This window comes from Micromonospora sp. NPDC049275 (assembly GCF_043197115.1).
In the GTDB taxonomy this organism is placed as follows: Bacteria; Actinomycetota; Actinomycetes; order Mycobacteriales; family Micromonosporaceae; genus Micromonospora.
Genome location: NZ_JBICSN010000007.1, coordinates 239,384 through 260,269, shown reverse-complemented (window position 1 = coordinate 260,269; position 20,886 = coordinate 239,384). Strand labels below are relative to the sequence as shown.

At 71.3% G+C, this 20,886-nt stretch carries 17 protein-coding genes; 12 read left to right on the top strand and 5 right to left on the bottom strand.

The window, feature by feature from the left end:
• Window positions 1-143: 143 nt before the first annotated feature.
• The 4 genes from uvrA to ACGFIE_RS22445 all read left to right on the top strand — a co-directional run bounded on the left by uvrA (window position 144) and on the right by ACGFIE_RS22445 (window position 7,599).
• Window positions 144-3,089 (top strand): excinuclease ABC subunit UvrA, encoded by a 2,946-nt coding sequence (gene uvrA / locus ACGFIE_RS22460; protein ID WP_393297357.1) that lies wholly within the window; start codon window positions 144-146, stop codon window positions 3,087-3,089.
• 156 nt (window positions 3,090-3,245) lie between these two features.
• A complete protein-coding gene (locus tag ACGFIE_RS22455; RefSeq protein WP_363688852.1) occupies window positions 3,246-3,728 on the top strand; it encodes a Rieske (2Fe-2S) protein in 483 nt (160 codons plus the stop codon).
• Between the two features lie 168 nt (window positions 3,729-3,896).
• Window positions 3,897-5,885 (top strand): excinuclease ABC subunit UvrC, encoded by a 1,989-nt coding sequence (gene uvrC, locus ACGFIE_RS22450; RefSeq protein ID WP_393297353.1) that lies wholly within the window; start codon window positions 3,897-3,899, stop codon window positions 5,883-5,885.
• Between the two features lie 1,051 nt (window positions 5,886-6,936).
• Window positions 6,937-7,599: a C39 family peptidase gene (locus ACGFIE_RS22445; RefSeq protein WP_393297350.1), complete on the top strand. Its 663-nt coding sequence runs from the start codon at window positions 6,937-6,939 to the stop codon at window positions 7,597-7,599.
• 61 nt (window positions 7,600-7,660) lie between these two features.
• On the opposite strand, the gene recQ is transcribed toward ACGFIE_RS22445, so the two are convergent.
• Window positions 7,661-9,502, bottom strand: coding sequence for a DNA helicase RecQ (recQ, locus tag ACGFIE_RS22440; protein WP_393297347.1), 1,842 nt, complete (start codon window positions 9,500-9,502; stop codon window positions 7,661-7,663).
• Between the two features lie 285 nt (window positions 9,503-9,787).
• Entirely contained in the window at window positions 9,788-10,132 is a 345-nt protein-coding gene (locus ACGFIE_RS22435; protein ID WP_266244354.1) for a hypothetical protein, read from the bottom strand.
• Between the two features lie 254 nt (window positions 10,133-10,386).
• Between ACGFIE_RS22435 and rapZ the strand changes: the two genes are divergently transcribed.
• The 8 genes from rapZ to ACGFIE_RS22395 all read left to right on the top strand — a co-directional run bounded on the left by rapZ (window position 10,387) and on the right by ACGFIE_RS22395 (window position 17,419).
• On the top strand, window positions 10,387-11,277 hold the full coding sequence (gene rapZ, locus ACGFIE_RS22430) for an RNase adapter RapZ (RefSeq protein ID WP_358111429.1): 891 nt from the start codon (window positions 10,387-10,389) through the stop codon (window positions 11,275-11,277).
• The gene (locus ACGFIE_RS22425; RefSeq protein WP_393297344.1) at window positions 11,274-12,284 is read left to right on the top strand and encodes a 2-phospho-L-lactate transferase CofD family protein; all 1,011 of its coding nucleotides are present in this window, start codon (window positions 11,274-11,276) and stop codon (window positions 12,282-12,284) included. Before rapZ ends, ACGFIE_RS22425 begins: the two co-directional genes overlap by 4 nt.
• Window positions 12,285-12,338: 54 nt before the next feature.
• Window positions 12,339-13,319 (top strand): DNA-binding protein WhiA, encoded by a 981-nt coding sequence (gene whiA, locus ACGFIE_RS22420; RefSeq protein WP_074312802.1) that lies wholly within the window; start codon window positions 12,339-12,341, stop codon window positions 13,317-13,319.
• A 265-nt stretch (window positions 13,320-13,584) separates the two neighbouring features.
• A complete protein-coding gene (gap, locus tag ACGFIE_RS22415; protein WP_363689666.1) occupies window positions 13,585-14,589 on the top strand; it encodes a type I glyceraldehyde-3-phosphate dehydrogenase in 1,005 nt (334 codons plus the stop codon).
• Complete coding sequence (locus ACGFIE_RS22410) at window positions 14,586-15,785, top strand: phosphoglycerate kinase (RefSeq protein WP_393297340.1); 1,200 nt, start codon at window positions 14,586-14,588, stop codon at window positions 15,783-15,785. Before gap ends, ACGFIE_RS22410 begins: the two co-directional genes overlap by 4 nt.
• 2 nt (window positions 15,786-15,787) lie before the next feature.
• Entirely contained in the window at window positions 15,788-16,579 is a 792-nt protein-coding gene (gene tpiA, locus ACGFIE_RS22405; protein WP_393297337.1) for a triose-phosphate isomerase, read from the top strand.
• 95 nt (window positions 16,580-16,674) lie between these two features.
• Window positions 16,675-16,935, top strand: a complete 261-nt coding sequence (secG, locus tag ACGFIE_RS22400; protein ID WP_007462735.1) for a preprotein translocase subunit SecG — start codon at window positions 16,675-16,677, stop codon at window positions 16,933-16,935.
• 139 nt (window positions 16,936-17,074) lie between these two features.
• Window positions 17,075-17,419, top strand: a complete 345-nt coding sequence (locus ACGFIE_RS22395; RefSeq protein ID WP_007462733.1) for an RNA polymerase-binding protein RbpA — start codon at window positions 17,075-17,077, stop codon at window positions 17,417-17,419.
• Between the two features lie 33 nt (window positions 17,420-17,452).
• Here ACGFIE_RS22395 and pgl read toward each other — a convergent pair whose 3' ends face one another.
• The 3 genes from pgl to zwf all read right to left on the bottom strand — a co-directional run bounded on the left by pgl (window position 17,453) and on the right by zwf (window position 20,884).
• Window positions 17,453-18,223, bottom strand: coding sequence for a 6-phosphogluconolactonase (gene pgl, locus ACGFIE_RS22390; protein WP_393297332.1), 771 nt, complete (start codon window positions 18,221-18,223; stop codon window positions 17,453-17,455).
• A 112-nt stretch (window positions 18,224-18,335) separates the two neighbouring features.
• Window positions 18,336-19,352, bottom strand: a complete 1,017-nt coding sequence (locus tag ACGFIE_RS22385; RefSeq protein ID WP_393297329.1) for a glucose-6-phosphate dehydrogenase assembly protein OpcA — start codon at window positions 19,350-19,352, stop codon at window positions 18,336-18,338.
• Entirely contained in the window at window positions 19,349-20,884 is a 1,536-nt protein-coding gene (gene zwf / locus ACGFIE_RS22380; RefSeq protein WP_393297515.1) for a glucose-6-phosphate dehydrogenase, read from the bottom strand. The genes ACGFIE_RS22385 and zwf overlap by 4 nt, the downstream gene beginning before the upstream one ends.
• Window positions 20,885-20,886 lie beyond the last annotated feature (2 nt).

Sequence of the window (20,886 nt, the reverse complement as noted above, 5' to 3'; positions counted from 1 at the left end):
TGGGGGAATGTGCGGGCGGGGGAAACTGTCATACCTCGGGGCTAGAGTTGCCGAGGCGTGTTTTCCGCGCCCGCACGACCGCTCGAAGTCACCCAGAGCGGGACAGATCCTTCGCTTCGTCTTCTCCCGGGAGTACACGCACTGTGGCCGACCGACTGATCATCCGTGGCGCGCGCGAGCACAACCTGCGTGACGTCAGTCTCGACCTGCCCCGGGACGCTCTCATCGTGTTCACCGGGCTGTCCGGGTCGGGCAAGTCGAGCCTGGCCTTCGACACGATCTTCGCCGAGGGTCAGCGACGGTACGTGGAGTCGCTCTCGTCGTATGCCCGGCAGTTCCTCGGCCAGATGGACAAGCCCGACGTCGACTTCATCGAGGGGCTGAGCCCGGCCGTCTCGATCGACCAGAAGTCGACCTCGCGCAACCCGCGCTCGACCGTCGGCACCATCACCGAGGTCTACGACTACCTGCGGCTGCTCTACGCCCGCATCGGCGAGCCGCACTGCCCGGTCTGCGGCGAGCGGATCTCCCGGCAGAGCCCGCAGCAGATCGTCGACCGGGTCCTCGCGATGGCCGAGGGCACCAAGTTCATGGTGCTCGCGCCGGTGATCCGCGGCCGTAAGGGCGAGTACGTCGACCTCTTCGCCGAGCTGCAGGCCAAGGGCTACGCCCGGGCCCGCGTCGACGGCGTGGTGCACCCGCTGACCGAGCCGCCGAAGCTCAAGAAGCAGGAGAAGCACACCATCGAGGTGGTGATCGACCGGCTCACCGTCAAGCCGAGCGCCAAGCAGCGGCTGACCGACTCGGTCGAGGCGGCGCTGGGCCTGTCCAGTGGGCTGGTGCTTCTCGACTTCGTCGACCTGCCGGAGGACGACCCGGACCGGGAGCGCCGCTACTCCGAGCACCTGGCGTGCCCCAACGACCACCCGCTCGCCATCGAGGATCTCGAGCCGCGGGTCTTCTCCTTCAACGCGCCCTACGGCGCCTGCCCGGAGTGCACAGGCCTGGGCACCAAGAAGGAGGTCGACCCGGAGCTGCTGGTCCCGGACCCGGAGCGCAGCCTGCGCGAGGGCGCCATCCAGCCCTGGTCCACCGGGCACAACCTGGAATACTTCCTGCGCCTGCTGGAGGCGCTCGGCGAGGCCCAGCACTTCGACGTCGACACCCCGTGGCGGGCGCTGCCGGCCCGGGCGCAGAAGACGATCCTGCACGGCTCCGACGACCAGGTGCACGTGCGCTACCGCAACAAGTACGGTCGCGAGCGCTCCTACTACACCGGCTTCGAGGGTGTGGTGCAGTGGATCGAGCGCCGGCACTCCGACACCGAGTCCGAGTGGTCCCGCGACAAGTACGAGGGCTACATGCGCGACGTGCCGTGCGCGGCGTGCGGCGGCGCCCGGCTCAAGCCCGAGGTGCTCGCGGTCACCCTCGCCGGCAAGAGCATCGCCGAGGTCTGCAACCTGTCCGTGGGGGAGTGCGCCGACCTGCTCGCGGGCATCGAGCTGACCGACCGGCAGAAGATGATCGCCGAGCGCGTCCTCAAGGAGATCAACGCCCGGCTGCGGTTCCTTCTCGACGTGGGCCTGGACTACCTCTCGCTGGACCGGCCGGCCGGCACGCTGTCCGGCGGCGAGGCGCAGCGCATCCGGCTGGCCACCCAGATCGGCTCCGGTCTGGTGGGCGTGCTCTACGTGCTCGACGAGCCGTCGATCGGCCTGCACCAGCGCGACAACCACCGGCTGATCGAGACTCTGATCCGGCTGCGCGGGCTGGGCAACACGCTGATCGTGGTCGAGCACGACGAGGACACCATCCGCGTCGCCGACTGGATCGTCGACATCGGGCCCGGCGCCGGCGAGCACGGCGGCAAGATCGTGCACAGCGGCTCGGTGCCGGCGCTGCTGAAGAACAAGGAGTCGATCACCGGGGCGTACCTGTCCGGGAAGCGGTCGATCCCGACGCCGGCCGGCCGCCGGCCGCAGGATCCGGCCCGCGAGCTGGTGGTGCACGGCGCGCGTGAGCACAACCTGCGCAACCTGACCGTCTCGTTCCCGCTGGGTCAGCTCATCGCGGTCACCGGGGTCAGCGGCTCGGGCAAGTCGACGCTTGTCAACGACATCCTCTACGCGGTGCTGGCCAACCAGATCAACGGCGCTCGGCTGGTGCCCGGCCGGCACACCCGGGTCTCCGGTCTGGAGCACGTGGACAAGGTCGTCGGTGTGGACCAGTCGCCGATCGGCCGTACGCCGCGCTCCAACCCGGCCACCTACACCGGTGTCTGGGACCACGTCCGCAAGCTCTTCGCCGAGACCACCGAGGCCAAGGTCCGGGGGTACGGGCCGGGCCGGTTCTCGTTCAACGTCAAGGGCGGCCGCTGCGAGGCGTGCTCCGGCGACGGCACCATCAAGATCGAGATGAACTTCCTGCCCGACGTGTACGTCCCCTGCGAGGTCTGCAAGGGCGCCCGGTACAACAGGGAGACCCTGGAGGTGCACTACAAGGGCAAGACCGTCTCGGACGTGCTGGAGATGCCGATCGAGGAGGCCGCCGAGTTCTTCTCCGCCATCCCGGCCATCCACCGGCACCTCAAGACGCTCGTCGACGTCGGTCTGGGCTACGTCCGCCTCGGGCAGCCCGCGCCGACCCTCTCCGGTGGTGAGGCGCAGCGGGTCAAGCTCGCGTCCGAGCTGCAGAAGCGGTCCACCGGGCGGACTGTCTACGTGCTCGACGAGCCGACCACCGGCCTGCACTTCGAGGACATCCGCAAGCTGCTGATGGTGCTGGAGGGCCTGGTCGACAAGGGCAACACGGTGATCACCATCGAGCACAACCTCGACGTGATCAAGACGGCCGACTGGCTGATCGACATGGGCCCGGAGGGCGGCCACCGGGGCGGCATGGTGCTCGCCACCGGCACCCCTGAGGAGGTCGCCGAGGTGGCCGAGAGCCACACCGGTGAGTTCCTGCGCCAGGTGCTCAAGCTCGACGGCGAGGCCAAGGGCGCGGCGGCGGCCACCACCCGCGCCGCCAAGGCCAACGGCGTCACCAAGACGCGGGCCAGCCGCAAGGTGCCGGCCGGCGCACGCTGACCACGATCTCCGCGGGGCGGGGCGGGGCGATTGCTGCCCCGCCCCGCCCCATTTCCCGGGTCGGACGGATGCCGCGATGAACCATCCGGCACAGTTGCCCGTGTGGAAAAGTGTGCCGGCCGTTGACCGGCGCAGCGGGCGAGAGAGAGGCGAGGCATGAGTGACGATCAGGCGCTGACCGGTCCGGGTACGCAGACACGTCGTACCCTGCTCACCGGTGTCGGGGCAGTCGGCGCGGCTGTCGTCCTGGCTGCCTGCGGCAGTGACGACGGCGGCGGCAGCGGCGGTCCCACGAGTGGTGGCCCCGCCGTGCCCAGCACCGGCGACGCTGGCGGCGGCGACCGGCAGAACGCCCAGTCGCTGGCCACCACCGCCGACATCCCGGTCGGCGGCGGCAAGGTCCTCGCCGCCGAGGGCGTGGTGATCACCCAGCCCGCGGCCGGCCAGTTCAAGGGCTTCAGCCCCATCTGTACGCATCAGAACTGCCCCGTGACGAACGTCGACGGCGGCACCATCAACTGCACCTGCCACGGCAGCAAGTTCTCGATCGAGGACGGCTCGGTGAAGGCCGGGCCGGCCACCAAGCCGCTGCCGCCCAAGGAGATCAAGGTGACGGGCGACCAGATCTCCCTGGCCTGACGCGAACGGCTCGACGGCTCTCGACGGCTTGATGCGCTCGACGGCTTGATCGACTCGTGTTCCGGGAAGTCGGGGTGTCCGCAGCCCGCCGACACCCCGTCTTCCCGGAAGCCGAGTGGATCAAGCGCTTGCGGTGGGGTGTCGGGGGTGCGGACTAGGCTTGTCGGCGTGGCTGACCCCTCGACCTACCGACCCGCACCCGGCACCATCCCGGAGTCACCGGGGGTCTACCGCTTCCGTGATGGCACCGGCCGGGTGATCTACGTCGGCAAGGCGAAGAACCTGCGCAGCCGGCTCAACTCCTACTTCGGCGACGTCTGGAACCTGCACGAGCGCACCCGACAGATGGTCACCACCGCCGAGTCGGTGGACTGGATCACCGTCGGCACCGAGGTCGAGGCGCTCCAGCAGGAGTTCACCTGGATCAAGCAGTACGACCCCCGGTTCAACGTCCGCTACCGCGACGACAAGTCGTACCCCTATCTCGCCGTCACCCTCGACGAGGAATATCCGCGGTTGCAAGTGATGCGCGGCGCGAAGCGCAAGGGTGTGCGCTACTTCGGTCCGTACTCGCACGCCTGGGCCATCCGGGAGACCCTGGACCTGCTGCTGCGGGTGTTTCCCGCGCGCACCTGCTCGGCCGGCGTGTTCAAGCGCGCCGGCCAGGTCGGCCGTCCGTGCCTGCTGGGCTACATCGGCAAGTGCTCGGCGCCGTGCGTCGGCACCGTCTCCGCCGACGAGCACCGTGCCATCGTCGACGGCTTCTGCGACTTCATGGCCGGACGCACCGACACGATGGTCCGCAAGATCGAGCGCGAGATGACCGAGGCGAGCGAGCAGCTGGAGTTCGAGCGCGCCGCCCGCCTGCGTGACGACGTGGCCGCCCTGCGCCGGGCCATGGAGAAGCAGACCGTGGTGCTCGGCGACGGCACCGACGCCGACGTGGTCGCGTTCGCCGACGACCCGCTCGAGGCGGCCGTGCAGGTCTTCCACGTCCGCGACGGCCGGGTCCGCGGCCAGCGCGGCTGGGTCGTGGAGAAGACCGAGGACCTGAGCACCGGGGACCTCGTGCACCACTTCTGCACCCAGGTGTACGGCGGCGAGCACGGCGAGGCCGACGTGCCCCGCGAACTGCTGGTGCCCGAGTTGCCCGCCGACGCCGACGCGCTGGCCGAGTGGCTCAGTAACCACCGGGGCAGTCGGGTGTCGCTGCGCGTGCCGCAGCGCGGCGACAAGCGCTCGCTGATGGAGACGGTGGAGCGCAACGCCAAGGACGCGTTGGCCCGGCACAAACTCAAGCGGTCCGGTGACCTGACCACCCGCGGCAAGGCGCTGGACGAGATCAGCGAGGCGCTCGACATGCGTACCTCACCGCTGCGCATCGAGTGCTTCGACATCTCCCAGATCCAGGGCACCGACGTGGTCGCCAGCATGGTGGTCTTCGAGGACGGGCTGCCCCGCAAGAGCGAGTACCGGCGGTTCATCGTCCGGGGCGCCACCGACGACCTGTCCGCCATGTCCGAGGTGCTGCGCCGCCGCTTCGCCCGCTACCTCGACGCGCGGGCCGAGACGGGCGAGGTGGGCGTGGAGTCGGCCGACGACCCGACTGCGCCCGGAGGCGCCACGGATCCGCAGGTAGGCATCCTGGTCGACCCCACCACCGGCCGGCCGCGCAAATTCGCGTACCCGCCCCAACTGGTGGTCGTCGACGGCGGCGCCCCGCAGGTCGCGGCGGCCGCCCAGGCCCTCGCCGACCTGGGCATCGACGACGTCGCGCTGTGCGGCCTCGCCAAACGTCTGGAGGAGGTCTGGCTCCCCGACGACGAGTTCCCGGTCATCCTGCCGCGTACCTCGGAGGGTCTCTACCTGCTGCAACGCGTCCGCGACGAGGCGCACCGCTTCGCCATCACGTTCCACCGCCAGCGTCGCTCGAAGCGGATGACCGAGTCCGCGCTGGACGACGTCCCCGGCCTGGGCGAGGTCCGCCGCAAGGCGCTGCTACGACACTTCGGCTCGCTGAAGCGACTCTCCACGGCGACCGTCGAAGAGATCATCGAGGTGCCCGGGGTGGGTCGACGCACCGCCGAGGCGATCCTGGCCGCCCTCGACAAGGGCACCAAAACCGACGACAGCACGGCGGCGAGCCCCAGCACCTGAGTTGCGCGGTGCGAACCATCCCGCCGCGGTCGGCGAGCGCCTGCCGCCCTCTCGCCCGGCTGGGACGGCCGGTCAGGTCACACTGCCCGCCTGCCCGCCTGCCCGCCTGCCCGCCTGCCCGCCTGCCCGCCTGCCCGCCTGCCCGCCTGCCCGCCTGCCCGCCTTGCCTGCCCGAGTGATCCGGGCGAGGCTTGATCAACACGACATCACCGATGTCGGGGTCTCCCGGCATCCCGGACACCGCGATATCGCCGATCCCGTGTTGATCACTGCCTCACGCTCGTCCGTCCCAGAGGGCCGCTGCGGGGCTGGTCTGGGCGGGCGTAATGTCCGGTCTGGGATGCCGGCAGAGTGTGACCGGCTGCGTTCGTGGTCCGAAATCGTGGCCGCCCGGCGTCGTTGCGCACCCTCAAGTCGATGATCCACTCGGGTTTCATGAAGTCGCGGTGTCCAACGCGCCCGGACACCCCGATATCAAGGAACCCGAGTCGATCACCCCGGTCCGGGGCCGGATGCCCGTTTTCGGCTGGGCGGTTTGGGTGGTTTGGGCGTCGCCGTCCCGTGGCCGCCGGCACCCGGGCGGCGGAATCGTGGGCCCGACGGGGTCGTTATACCTGGCAGACGCCGCGACTCCCGGGCCGCGGCGCACGGCAGCCGCCGGGAACACCCGACCGGCGGCCATGGTTACATCCCCGGCACGGCCGAGCACCACTGGCCGGCCCGCACGGCGGTCGCCGGGAACACCCGACCGGCCGCCACGGTTACACCCCCCGGCACGGCCGAGCACCACTGGCCGGCCCGCACGGCGGTCGCCGGGAACACCCGACCGGCCGCCACGGTTACATCCCCCGCACGGCCGAGTCACCACTGGCCTGCCCTGTGTGGCGGTCGCCGGGAACACCCGGCCGGCCGCCACGGTTACACCCCCGGACACCCGAGCAGGCCCCCCCGAGCCGCCGGGTAGATCCCCCTGAGACTTCCCGCCCGGCACACACCCCCCGCGAGATTCGTGTGCCGGCGCGTATCCCCCGATGCAGAGGAGCACGCCATCATGCGTACCGATCTGATTCGTAAGACCGCTCTGACCGCTGCTGGCCTTGCTTTCACCGGTGGCGCCATCGCCGGTCCGGTGACGACCGCGTTCGCCGCGCCGAGCACCGACAAGCCCGTGTCGCAGACCCAGACCGACCGCAAGGGTCACGGCGAGCGGGAACTGGGCGTGCGCTACGAGGCCCAGCCGAACTTCTACTACTGCGGCCCCGCCGCCACCCGCAACGCCCTGTCCGTGCAGGGCAAGAACATCAACGTCGACGACATGGCCAAGGAGATGGGCACCACCGAGGCCGGCACCAACAGCATCAACGACATCACCCCGGTGCTGAACAAGGAGACCGGCAAGGCCGACGCCTACCACAGCGTGGAGATCAGCAAGCCCGACGCCGACGCCACGCAGACCAACCAACTGCGCGCCGACATCGTCAAGACCGTCGACAACGGCCGCGCCGTGGTCGCCAACATCGCCGGCACCAGCACCGACACCGACGGCACCAGCCACTCCTACGAGGGCGGGCACTACATCAGCGTCGTCGGCTACCGCGACAACGGCAACACCGTCACCATCGCCGACTCCGCCGACCCCAACCAGGCCGCCTACCAGATCACCGTCGAGCACCTCGCCGACTGGATCGCCACCCGCGGCTACGCCACCAGCTGACCCGACAGCACACCGAAAGGGCCGGACCCCACCACCGGGGTCCGGCCCTTTCGGCATGACCTCAGTCGCTGGCGAGGACGGCCAGGATCTGCTCGCCGTACTTGGCGAGCTTGTTCTCGCCGACCCCGTTGACCCGCGACAGCTCGGCCAGGGAGGTGGGCGCGTCACCCGCGATCTGCCGGAGGGTGGCGTCGTGGAAGATGACGTACGCCGGGACGCCCTGCTCCTTGGCGGTGGCCGCGCGCCAGGCCCGCAGCCGCTCGAAGACCGACGCGGCCGCCGGGGTCAGCTCGGCGACGACGGTGGCCGCGCCGCGCGGCTTCGACGAGCGGCTCGACGCCTGCCGCTCCGGCTCGCGGCGCATCGTGACGGTGCGGCGGCGGCCGAGCACCTCGGTGCTCGCCTCGGTCAGCGCCAGGGTGCCGTAGTCGCCCTCCACGGCGAGCAGCCCCTCGGCGAGGAGTTGCCGGACCACTCCCCGCCACTCGGCCTCGCTCAGCTCGGAGCCGATGCCGAAGACGGTGAGGGAGTCGTGCCCGTACTGGCTGATCTTGTCGGTCTGCTTGCCGAGCAGGATGTCGATGCAGTGCCCGGCGCCGAACCGTTGGTTGCGCTCGCGGTCGAGGCGGAAGACGGCCGAGAGTAGCTTCTGGGCGGCGACGGTGCCGTCCCACGACTCCGGTGGGTTGAGGCAGGTGTCGCAGTTGCCGCAGGCCGTCGGGGTCGTCTCGCCGAAGTATTCGAGCAGTTGCACCCGTCGGCAGCGGACCGTCTCGCAGAGCGCGAGCATCGCGTCCAGGTGTGCGGCGAGGTTGCGCCGGTGCGCGAGGTCGCCGTCGGACGTCTCGATCATTTTGCGCTGCTGGACCACGTCCTGGAGGCCGTACGCCAGCCAGGCTGTGGACGGCAGGCCGTCGCGGCCGGCGCGGCCGGTTTCCTGGTAGTAGCCCTCGACGGACTTGGGTAGGTCGAGGTGGGCGACGAAGCGGACGTCCGGCTTGTCGATGCCCATTCCGAAGGCGATGGTGGCCACCATGACCAGGCCGTCCTCGCGGAGGAACCGCTGCTGGTTGGTGGCGCGGGTGGTCGCGTCCAGACCGGCGTGGTACGGCAGGGCGGCAATGCCGTTGGCGACGAGGAACTCGGCGGTCTTGTCGACCGAGGCGCGGGACAGGCAGTAGACGATGCCGGCGTCGCCGGGGTGCTCGTCACGCAGCAGGGCCAGCAGTTGCTTGCGGGGTTCCCGCTTGGGCACGATCCGGTACTGGATGTTGGGCCGGTCGAAGCTGGCCACGAAGTGCCGCGCGTCGTCGAGCCCCAGCCGGGCGGCGATCTCGGTGCGGGTGGCGCTCGTCGCGGTGGCGGTCAGCGCGATCCGGGGGACCTGCGGCCAGCGCTCGTGCAGCATCGACAGCGCCAGGTAGTCGGGCCGGAAGTCGTGCCCCCACTGGGACACGCAGTGCGCCTCGTCGATCGCGAACAGGGAGATGCGTCCCCGGTCCAGCAGGGCGAGGGTGGTTCGGACGCCGAGCGCCTCCGGGGCGAGGTAGAGCAGGTCCAGTTCGCCGGCGACGAACGCGGCCTCCACCCGCCGCCGGGCGTCGAGGGTCTGGGTCGAGTTGAGGAAGCCGGCGCGGACGCCGACCGCGGTGAGCGCGTCCACCTGGTCCTGCATGAGCGCGATCAGCGGGGAGACGACGACAGCCACACCGTCGCGGACCAGGGCCGGAACCTGGTAACACAGCGACTTGCCGCCACCGGTGGGCATCAGCACCAGCGCGTCGCCACCGGCGACCACATGGTCGATGACCTGCTGCTGGAAGCCACGGAAGGCGTCGTAGCCGAACACCCGGCGCAGCACGTCCAGCGCGCCCTCGACGCGCAGCTCGGTGGGGGAAGCCATGCGCGGAGTCTACGAGCCGCCCCCGACACCAACGGCCGCACACCTGCCGGACGCGCCCATCGCATCCGCGAGTGCCGGCGGCCCGTCGCGGTTCGACGGCGCGCGACGGGCAAGGACGTCGGTCCCACGGTCAACTCGCGTTCATGGAATCCGCGGTGTCCTTCCGCTCCGACACCCCGGTTTGCAGGAACCCGAGTCGATCACCGCCGAGCCGGAGCAGAAGGCCGTGTCGCACGCCCTCAGGCGTGCCCGAGGGTCGGGCACGCCTGAGGGCCGACCGCCCGGTCAGCTCGGTTGGCTGGACCGGTTGGCCAGGCCGCGGGGCGGGGCCTTCATCCCGACCACGATGTCGACGATCTCGATGTAGCGGGCCTTGGCGCCCATCCGGAACGCGGTGGCCGCGGCGTTGATCTCCTCCAGGGTGTCGGCCTCGACCATGGTGACCTGGTCGTACTTGCCGTTGACCCCGGTGCACACCACGTGGGTGAGCTGCTTGGCGAAGCGGCCCAGATCCCGGGCGTGCTCGGCGGAGACCTCGTGGATGCCCTCCCGGCCGAGGGCGAAGTATTCCGGACTGATCCGCATGAAGAGGAAACCGACGTACTTGTTCTTGTCCGCCAGATCGTGCATCGCACCCTCCCAGATGTCGGCCTTGACCTGCGGCGATCACGTGGAGCATATAGATGACTACTGATCGTCATCAAGGGGGTGGAGCTGTCGGGAGGGCGACCCGCGCTCACCGGGCGCCGACGCGCCCGATCCGACGCCGGGCGGCGGGATAGAGTCGCTGATTGACCAATCGCGGCCGATGGCGGCCGCGGCGCCACGGCTTGGGGGTACGGGTGAGCGAGGCGCGCACACACGGGGACCGGACCGATCCTCCGGTGGCCACGGACGGGCAGCCGACGGCCGAGTCGGAGACCACCCTCGTGGTGGTGACAGGGCTGTCCGGTGGCGGTCGCAGCACCGTCGCCCGGGCGTTGGAGAACGTCGGCTACTACGTCGTGGACAACCTGCCGCAGGCGCTCATGCTCGACATGGCCGAGCTGGCGTTCAAGGCCGGCGGCGCGGCCCGGCGTACGGCGATGGTCCTGGACGTGCGCTCGCGGGCCTTCTCCACCGACCTGGCCGGGGCGATCCGCGAGCTGAAGGAGCGGGGCTTCTCGCCCCGGGTCGTGTTCGTCGACGCCGACGACGAGGTGCTGATCCGCCGGTTCGAGAGCGTCCGGCGGTCGCACCCGTTGCAGGGCGACGGCCGGCTCGCCGACGGCATCGCCGTGGAGCGCGGGCTGCTGGAGGAGGCCCGCGACCAGGCCGACGTGATCATCGACACCAGCCACCTGAACGTCAACCAGCTCCGCCGGCGCATCGAGGAGCTGTTCGGCGGCGAGGACGCCCGTCGGCTGCGGGTCACCGTGCTGTCGTTCGGCTTCAAGTACGGCCTGCCGCCGGACGCCGACTTCGTGCTGGACGCCCGGTTCCTGCCCAACCCGTACTGGGTGCCGGAGCTGCGCGAGCACACCGGCCGGGAGGAGGCGGTCAGCGCGTACGTGCTGGGTCAGGAGGGCGCGGACGCCTTCGTCGCCTCGTACGCCGACCTGGTCAACGCCACCACCGCCGGGTTCGAGCGGGAGGGCAAGCGGTACCTGACGGTCGCCGTGGGCTGCACCGGAGGCAAGCACCGCAGCGTGGCGATCGCCGAGGAGCTGGCTGGTCGGCTGCGCCAGTCGGGGCTGGCCGCCAACGCGCAGCACCGCGACCTGGGGCGGGAATGACGGCGCGCCGGGTGGTGGCGTTCGGCGGCGGGCACGGGTTGTCCGCGTCGCTGCGCGCGCTGCGCCACTGCGCCCCCGAACTCGACCTGGACATCACGGCGGTGGTCACGGTCGGCGACGACGGCGGGTCCAGCGGCCGGCTGCGCGCCGAGCGGGGCGGCCTGCCCCCCGGCGACCTCCGGCAGGCCCTCGTGGCGCTGGCCGGTGACCATCCGGCCACCCGACGCAGCGCCGGGCTGTTCCAGCACCGCTTCGCCGCCGTGCCGACCGGCGGCGTACCAGAGGAAAGCGACCCGCAGCGGGCCGCAGCCCGCGCCGACGGGCTGGCCGGGCACGCGGTGGGCAACCTGGTGCTCTGCGGCCTCATGGAGCTGCTCGGCGACCCGGTGGCCGCGCTTGAGCACGCCGGGGCGATGCTCGGTACGGTCGGTCGGGTCCTGCCGATGTCGCGGCAGCCGGTCGGCATCGAGGCGCGGGTGCGCGGCGTCGACCCGGCCGCCCCGGACGAGGTGTGCACCGTGCGCGGTCAACACCAGGTGGCGGTCACCACCGGGCGGGTCGAGTCGCTGCGCCTCACCCCGGCCGCCCCGGCTGCCTGCGCCGAGGCCCTGGCGGCGATCCGTGCGGCGGATTGGTTGATCTTCGGCCCGGGCAGTTGGTACACGAGCGTGCTGCCGCACCTGCTGGTGCCGCAGTTGGCCGACGCGATCGTGTCCAGCTCGGCCCGGCGGCTGGTCACGCTGAACCTGGCCGCGGAGAAGGAGACCCTCGGCCTCTCGGTCGCCGATCACCTGGCGGCGCTGCGCTGGTACCTGCCCGAGCTCAAGGTTGATCTCGTGCTCGCGGACGCCAAGGCGGTGGGTGACCCTGAACCGGTCGAACGTGCGGCAGAATCGCTTGGTGCCCGCCTGGTCCTCGCCCCCGTCGCCGTCACCGACGGCACTCCCCGCCATGATCCGGCTGCCCTGGGCGCCGCGCTGGTGCCTGTCCTGGGCGCCGATCGTTAGACACGTACGTAATCTCCGGCGACACGCCGGAACAGGTCCGTGAGGGGACGCACAATGGCGATGACGGCTGCGGTCAAGGACGAGCTGAGTCGGGTCGACGTGCCCAAGCCCTGCTGTCGGCGGGCGGAGATGGCTGCGCTGCTGCGCTTCGCCGGCGGGCTGCACATCGTCTCCGGCCGTGTGGTGGTGGAGGCTGAGCTGGACACCGGGGCGGTCGCGCGCCGGTTGCGGCGGGAGATCGCCGAGGTCTACGGCTACCCCAGCGAGATCCACGTGCTGGCGTCCGGTGGGCTGCGCAAGGGCAGCCACTTCATCGTCCGCGTGGTCAAGGACGGTGAGGCGCTCGCGCGGCAGACCGGTCTGCTGGACGTGCGCGGCCGGCCGGTGCGCGGGCTGCCCCCGCACGTGGTGGCGGCAAACGTCTGCTGCGCGGTGTCGGCGTGGCGGGGCGCGTTCATGGCGCACGGCTCGCTCACCGAGCCCGGCCGCTCCAGCGCGCTGGAGATCACCTGCCCCGGTCCGGAGTCGGCGCTGGCGCTCGTCGGCGCGGCCCGACGGATCGGCATCACCGCGAAGAACCGCGAGGTGCGCGGGGTGGACCGGGTGGTGGTCAAGGACGGCGACGCGATCGCCGCGCTGCTCACCCGCATCGGCGCGCACTCCAGCGTGCTGGCCTGGGAGGAGCGTCGGGTCCGCCGCGAGGTGCGGGCCACCGCCAACCGGCTGGCCAACTTCGACGACGCCAACCTGCGCCGCTCGGCGCGCGCGGCAGTCGCCGCCGCAGCCCGGGTGACCCGGGCGCTGGAGATCCTGGCCGACGAGGCGCCCAACCACCTCACCGACGCCGGGAGGCTGCGCCTGGAGCACCGGCAGGCGTCGCTGGAGGAGTTGGGGGCGTTGGCCGAGCCTCCGCTGACCAAGGACGCCATCGCCGGCCGAATCCGGCGTCTGCTCGCGCTGGCCGACAAGCGGGCCCGGGACCTCGGCATCCCGGATACCGAAGCGGCCGTCACGCCCGACATGCTCGTGGTCTGATAGGACGGTGGGGTCGTACGGTGCGGCGGGAGCACGCCCCGGCGCAGCGTGGTCTCACGCGCTCGGATAGGGTCGCTGCGTACGGCAAGGGGGCCGACACCGGCACTCCTCGCCGTGCCCACCGCCTCGGGCGGTCAGGTCCTCAGACCGCGCGGCGGGGTGGCCGAGATGAACCGTCAGCGGCCGGCTCCAACGGTCGGCGCACACCATTCCCGCCGGCGCGTTGTCTGCAGCCGGCGGACCAGAACGCGAGGAGATGGGACCTGTGACCATCCGGGTTGGCATCAACGGCTTCGGCCGAATCGGCCGTAACTTCTTCCGGGCAGTGCTGGCGTCCGACGCCGACATCGAGGTCGTGGCGGTGAACGACCTGACCGACAACGCCACGCTCGCCCACCTGCTCAAGTACGACAGCATCCTCGGCCGCCTGCCGTACGAGGTCAAGGCCACCGCCGACGAGATCACCGTCGGTGGCAAGACCATCAAGGCGTACGCCGAGAGGGACCCGTCGGCGCTGCCGTGGGGCGAGGTCGGCGCCGACGTCGTCATCGAGTCGACTGGCTTCTTCACCGACGCCACCAAGGCGAAGGCGCACGTCGACGGCGGGGCCAAGAAGGTCATCATCTCCGCCCCGGCGAAGAACGAGGACGTCACCGTCGTCATGGGTGTCAACCACGACACCTACGACCCGGCGAAGCACACCATCATCTCCAACGCCTCGTGCACCACCAACTGCCTCGCCCCGATGGCGAAGGTCCTGCACGACACGTTCGGCATCCAGCACGGTCTGATGACGACGATCCACGCGTACACCCAGGACCAGAACCTGCAGGACGCGCCGCACTCGGATCTGCGTCGTGCCCGGGCCGCCGCGCTGAACATCGTCCCGACCTCGACCGGCGCGGCGAAGGCCATCGGCCTGGTCCTGCCGGACCTGAAGGGCAAGCTCGACGGGTACGCGCTGCGGGTGCCGATCCCGACCGGCTCGGTCACCGACCTCACCGTCAACGTGGGTCGCGAGACCACCGTGGACGAGGTCAACGCCGCGCTGAAGGCCGCCGCGGACGGCCCGCTCAAGGGCATCCTGGTCTACAACGAGGACCCGATCGTCTCCAGCGACATCGTCACCGACCCGGCGTCGTGCATCTTCGACGCGCCGCTGACCAAGGTGGTCGGCAACCAGGTCAAGGTCGTCGGCTGGTACGACAACGAGTGGGGCTACTCCAACCGGCTCGTCGACCTCGTCAAGCTGGTCGGTTCGTCGCTGTGAGCATCCGGACCCTCGACGACCTGCTCGCCGAGGGGGTGTCGGGTCGGCGCGTGCTGGTGCGCGCCGACCTGAACGTCCCGCTCGACAAGCAGACCGGTGACATCACCGACGACGGCCGGATCCGCGCGGTGCTGCCGACGCTCGGCGCGCTGGTCGAGGCCGGCGCGAAGGTGGTCGTCTGCTCGCACCTGGGCCGCCCGAAGGGCGCTCCGGACCCGCAGTTCAGCCTGAGCCCGGTCGCCGACCGGCTCGGTGAGCTGCTCGGCGCTCCGGTGCACTTCGCCACCGACACGGTCGGCGACTCGGCCCGCTCCACTGTCGCCGACCTGGCCGACGGCCAGGTCGCCCTGCTGGAGAACCTGCGTTTCAACGCCGGTGAGACCAGCAAGGACGAGGCCGAGCGGGGCGCGTTCGCCGACCAGCTCGCCGCGTTCGGCGACGCGTACGTCGACGACGCGTTCGGCGCCGTGCACCGCAAGCACGCAAGCGTGTACGACGTGCCGGCGCGGCTGCCGCACGTGGCGGGCCGGCTGGTGCTGCGCGAGGTCGAGGTGCTCTCCAAGCTGACCAGCGAGCCCGAGCGGCCGTACGTGGTGGTGCTCGGCGGGTCCAAGGTCTCCGACAAGCTCGCGGTGATCGAGGCCCTGCTGCCCACCGTCGACCGGCTGCTCATCGGCGGCGGGATGTGCTTCACCTTCCTCAAGGCCCAGGGCCTGGAGGTGGGCACCTCGCTGCTGGAGAAGGACATGGTCGAGACCTGCCGCAACCTGCTGGAGCGGTCCGAGGGCAAGATCATGCTCCCGGTCGACGTGGTGGTCGCGGACGCGTTCGCCCCGGACGCCGCGCACGACACGGTCCGCGTCGACGGCATCCCGAGCCACCGGCTCGGCCTGGACGTCGGCCCGGAGACGGTCGCCGGCTTCGCCGCCGCCCTGTCGCCGGCCAAGACGATCTTCTGGAACGGCCCGATGGGTGTGTTCGAGATGGCGGCGTTCGCGGCCGGCACCCGGGGTATCGCCGAGGCGATCACCAAGGCCGACGCGTTCAGCGTCGTCGGTGGCGGCGACTCCGCCGCTGCGGTGCGGGCGTTGGGGCTTGACGAGTCGAGCTTCGGTCACATCTCCACCGGCGGCGGCGCCTCCCTGGAGTACCTGGAGGGCAAGACCCTCCCCGGCATCGCGGCCCTGGAGAACTGAGCATGGCGAGCACGACCCGTCGGCCGCTGATGGCCGGCAACTGGAAGATGAACCTCAACCACCTCGAGGCCAACCTGCTCGTGCAGAAGCTGGCCGCGAGCCTCACCGAGAAGCAGCTCACCGAGGTCGAGACGGTAGTGCTGCCGCCGTTCACCGACCTGCGCACCGTGCAGACGGCTGTGGACGGCGACAAGCTGCTGATCGGCTACGGCGGGCAGGACCTCTCCCCGCACGCCGCGGGCGCGTACACCGGGGACATCTCCGGCGCGATGCTCGCCAAGCTCGGCTGCACGTACGTGGTGGTCGGCCACTCCGAGCGGCGGGCCTATCACCACGAGGACGACGGCGTGGTCAACGCGAAGGTGAAGGCGGCGCTCACGCACGGCCTGACCCCGATCCTCTGCGTGGGGGAGGGGCTGGACATCCGCGAGCAGGGCACCCACGTGGCGCACTGCTCCGACCAGCTCGACGGAGGCCTCGCCGGGCTCACCCCCGAGCAGGTGCGCCAGGTCGTCATCGCGTACGAGCCGGTCTGGGCGATCGGCACCGGCAAGACCGCGACGCCGGAGGACGCCCAGGAGGTCTGCGGGGCGGTCCGCCAGCGGTTGGCGCAGCGCCTCGACCAGGAGACCGCCGACGCCGTCCGGGTCCTCTACGGCGGCTCGGTCAAGGCGTCGAACGTCGCCTCGATCATGGCCCAGCCGGACGTGGACGGGGGCCTGGTGGGCGGCGCCAGCCTGGACGCGGAAGAATTCGCGCAGATCTGCCGGTTCCCCGAGCACATCGCTCGCTGATCGCTCGCTATCCTGGACACCGCCCGTCCACCGGCCGGTGCCGCCGTGCCCGACCTGTCCGGGCGAGGATCGCTACGAGAGGACTGCCCCCAGCCATGCCGATCTGGTTCGCATACACGTTGATCGTGTTGCTGGTCATCACGAGCATCCTGCTCACCATGCTCATCCTGCTGCACCGCGGTAAGGGCGGCGGGTTGTCGAGCATGTTCGGCGGTGGCGTCAGCTCCAGCCTCGCCGGCTCCTCGGTGGCCGAGAAGAACCTGGACCGTTACACCGTTCTGGTGGGTGTCGTCTGGTTCGCGGCGATCGTCGGGCTGGGGCTCTGGCTCCGTCTCCAGATGAACAGCGGCACCTGAGCAGGCCCGCTAAGTCGTACAATCTGCGCGCGGTCCGTCACTCGACGGGCCGCGCGCAGTCCTTTCTCCGCTGCACCGCGTCGCCCGCCACCCATCCCCGACGGTGGCGGGTCCCCTCCGACGACAGGAGCGAGCAGCCGTGCCCAGTGGCAACGTCATCCGCGGCGCCCGCGTCGGGTCCGCACCCATGCGCCCGGACGAGCGGCACCAACCCGCACCCCGACAGGACGTCACCTACTGGTGTCGCAACGACCACCGGACCGACATCAGGATCGCGGCCGACGCCACGGCGCCGCCGCTGTGGGACTGCCCCCGCTGCGGGCTGCCCGCCGGACCGGACGCGCAGAACCCGCCCGGGCGGGTCCGCGCGGAGCCGTACAAGAGCCACCTGGCGTACGTGAAGGAGCGGCGTACCGCCGAGGAGGGCGAGGCGCTGCTGGCGGAGGCGCTCGCCGCGCTGCGCCGTCGCCGGGGCGAAAGTTAGGGGGAGGACCCCACGCGGGGCCCTCCCCGTCGCTCAGCGCAGGCTACGCAGCCGGGCGGGTACGTCGGCGGCCGCCGCGCGGTCCAGCAGCCAGCGGGTACGGTCCACACCGTGCACCCCGGCGGCCGGCAGCTGCACCGGGCCGGCGCCGGCCAGCGCCATGCCCACGGCACGGGCCTTGTCCGCGCCGCCGGCCACCAGCCAGACCTCCTCGGCCGTGTTGATGGCCGACAGGGTGAGCGTCGTCCGTACCGGCGGCGGCTTCGGGCTGCCCCGCACCGCGCTGACCGGCCGCGTCTCGTAGTTCACCGGGTGCTCGGGGAAGACCGAGGCGACGTGCCCGTCCTCGCCGACGCCCAGCATCAGCACGTCGAAGTGCGGCAGCGCGGCGTGCCCCGGCCGGGCGGCGCGGGCCAACTCGTCGGCGTACGCGGCTGCGGCCGCCTCGGGGTCGTTGCCGGCCGGGCCGTCGGAGGCCGGCATGGGATGCACCCGGGCCGGGTCCAGCGGCACCACGTCCAGCAGGGCGGCGCGGGCCTGGGTCTCGTTGCGCTCCGGGTCGCCGGCGGGGAGGAACCGCTCGTCACCCCACCACACGTCGACGCGGGACCAGTCCACCGCGTCGCGGGCCGGCAACTGCGCCACCGCCCGGTAGACGGCCGCGGCGATGCGCCCGCCGGTGAGCACCATGGCGGCCTCGCCCCGGTCGGCCTGGGCGTCGAGCAACTTCACCAGCAACCGGACCGCCACGGCCTGCGCCAGCAGGTCGGCGTCGGCGTGGACGGCGACACTCGCCTCACTCATGGGTTGTGCCTTCCCGACCGCTGGGCGGTCGCTGTCGCGTCGTGCCCGGACGCGACGTCCGGGGTGGCGGTGAGGGCCGGGACGTGGCGTCCCGGCCCTCGGGTGGTGCTGCTCAGCTTTCGCCGCTCGTGCCGGTGTGCGCGGTGACCCCGGCCTCGGCGCGCTGGGCCGTGGCCGGATCCTTCCAGACGTGCACCCGCTGCGGGGGGCGCTGTTCCAGACCCCGCAGGCCGGCGGTCGCGCCGAGCGCCTCCGCGTACACCTGGTCGGCGTCCAGCCGACGCAGCTCCTCGGCCAGCTCGTCGCCGAGCGGCCGACGGACCAGCGGCAGGGCCCTGTCGTCCTGGCCGGTACGGCGGAACACCGCCATGCTGTCCTCCCGGGTCAGCGTCAGCTGGTCGCCGTTGGCGCAGCTCAACCGCACCTCCCGCATCCGGGGGAACTCGTCGGTGTCCACCTTGTGCGGGGTGATGCCGAGCCGGCTGGACAGCCAACCGACCATCAGCGCCGCCGTCGGGTCGCTCGGTGGCGCGACGACCGTCGCCTCGACAACCTGCTCACTGGCGGTGTCGAACGCCCCCGCGACAAGGGTCCGCCACGGGGTGATCCGGGTCCACGCGAGGTCCGTGTCGCCCGGGGCGTAGTCCCGGGCACGCTGCCGCAGCGCCTCCACCGGATCGGCGGCCTGCGCCGAGTCGGTGATCCTGCGGTCGGCGACCACCCCGAGGAAGTCGGTGGCGATCTCCGCCGGCGGCTCGCCGTGCCACCAGGTGACCACCGGCACGTCCGGCACCAGCAGCGGCATCACAACCGACTCGGCGTGCAGGGCGAGGCGCCCGTACATCCGGGTGACCACCGCCTCGCAGGGGCCGAGCCGGCCACCGACAACGATCTCCGCGTCCAGCCGGTTGCGTTCCCGCTCGATGTCGGAGCGGACCACCACCACCAGCCGGCACGGGTGGGCGGCGGCGGCGATGGTCGCCGCCGCCTCGGCCTCCCGGACCCGCTTCTCGTCCACCACCACGATGAGGGTGAGCGCCATGCCGCTGGCCACACCACCGGCGCTGCGCCGCTCGGCGGCCAGCGCCTTGACCACCTCGTTGCCGGTGGTGTCCCACAGCCCGATCATGCTCTTCTCCAAGCGCGGCCCTCGCGGGCCAGCATCTCGTCGGCCGCCCGCGGCCCCCACTCACCGGCGCGGTACGGCTCCGGCGTGGTGCCCTCCCAGGCGTGCTCCAGCGGGTCGATCACCTGCCAGCTCTGCTCGACCTCTGCCGCGTCCGGGAACAGGGTCCGGTCCCCGATCAGCACGTCCAGCACCAGCCGCTCGTACGCCTCGGGGCTGGACTCCGTGAACGCCTCGCCGTACTGGAAGTCCATCGCGATGTCGCGGACCTCCATGGTGGTGCCGGGCACCTTCGAGCCGAACTTGAGCACCACGCCCTCGTCCGGCTGCACCCGGATGACGAGCTGGTTGTTGCCCAGCGACTCCATGTCGGCGTCGTTGAACGGCAGGTGCGGCGCCTTCTTGAACATGATGGCGACCTCGGTGACCCGCCGGGGCAGCCGCTTGCCGGCCCGGATGTAGAACGGCACCTCGGCCCAGCGCCGGTTCTGGATGCCCAGCCGCACCGCCACGTACGTCTCCGTCGTGGAGTCGGCGGGAACGTCCTGCTCCTCCCGGTAGCCGACCGCGCGTTCGCCGCCCACCCAGCCGGGCAGGTACTGGCCGCGGACGGTGTCCCGGGCCACGTCCTTCGGCAGGGTGATCGCCTTGAGCACCTTCAGCTTCTCGGCGCGGATCTCGTCGGCGTCGAAGCTGGTCGGCTCCTCCATCGCCACCAGGGCCAGGAGTTGCAGCAGGTGGTTCTGCAACACGTCGCGGGCGGTGCCGACGGTGTCGTAGAAGCCGGCGCGACTGCCGATGCCGACGTCCTCGGCCATGGTGATCTGCACCGAGTCGACGTACTTGGAGTTCCACAGCGGCTCGAACAGGTTGTTGGCGAACCGCAGCGCCAGGATGTTCTGAACGGTCTCCTTGCCCAGGTAGTGGTCGATCCGGAAGACGTCCTCGCGGGTGAACACGTCGTCGACGAGGTCGTTGAGCGCCTTCGCCGACGGCAGGTCGTTGCCGAACGGCTTCTCCACCACCACCCGGCGCCAGCCGCCGGACTTCTCGTTGTCGGCCATCCCGGTGCGCGCCAGTTGCTTGAGCACGACGGGGAACGCGGCCGGGGGGATGGAGAAGTAGAACGCCGCGTTACCGGCGATGCCGTGGGTCTGCCGCAGGTCGTCAAGCGTCGAGGCGAGCTGGTCGAACGCCGCGTCGTCGTCGAACGACCCGCCGACGAACTTGATGTTGCCGGCCAACCGTGCCCAGACCTCGTCCCGCCACGGGGTGCGGGCGTGCTTGCGGGCCGCCTCGCACGCGAGGGTCTCGAAGTCGCCGTCACCCCAGTCGCGGCGGGCGAAGCCGAGCACCACGAAACCGGGCGGCAGCAGCCCTCGGTTCGCCAGGTCGTAGACCGCGGGCAGCAGCTTCTTGCGGGCCAGGTCGCCGGTCACCCCGAAGATCACCAGAGCGCACGGCTCGGGGATTCGGGGCAACCGGCGGTCCTGCGGGTCACGCAGTGGGTTCACGCCTTGGGTCACGTCGTCCATCC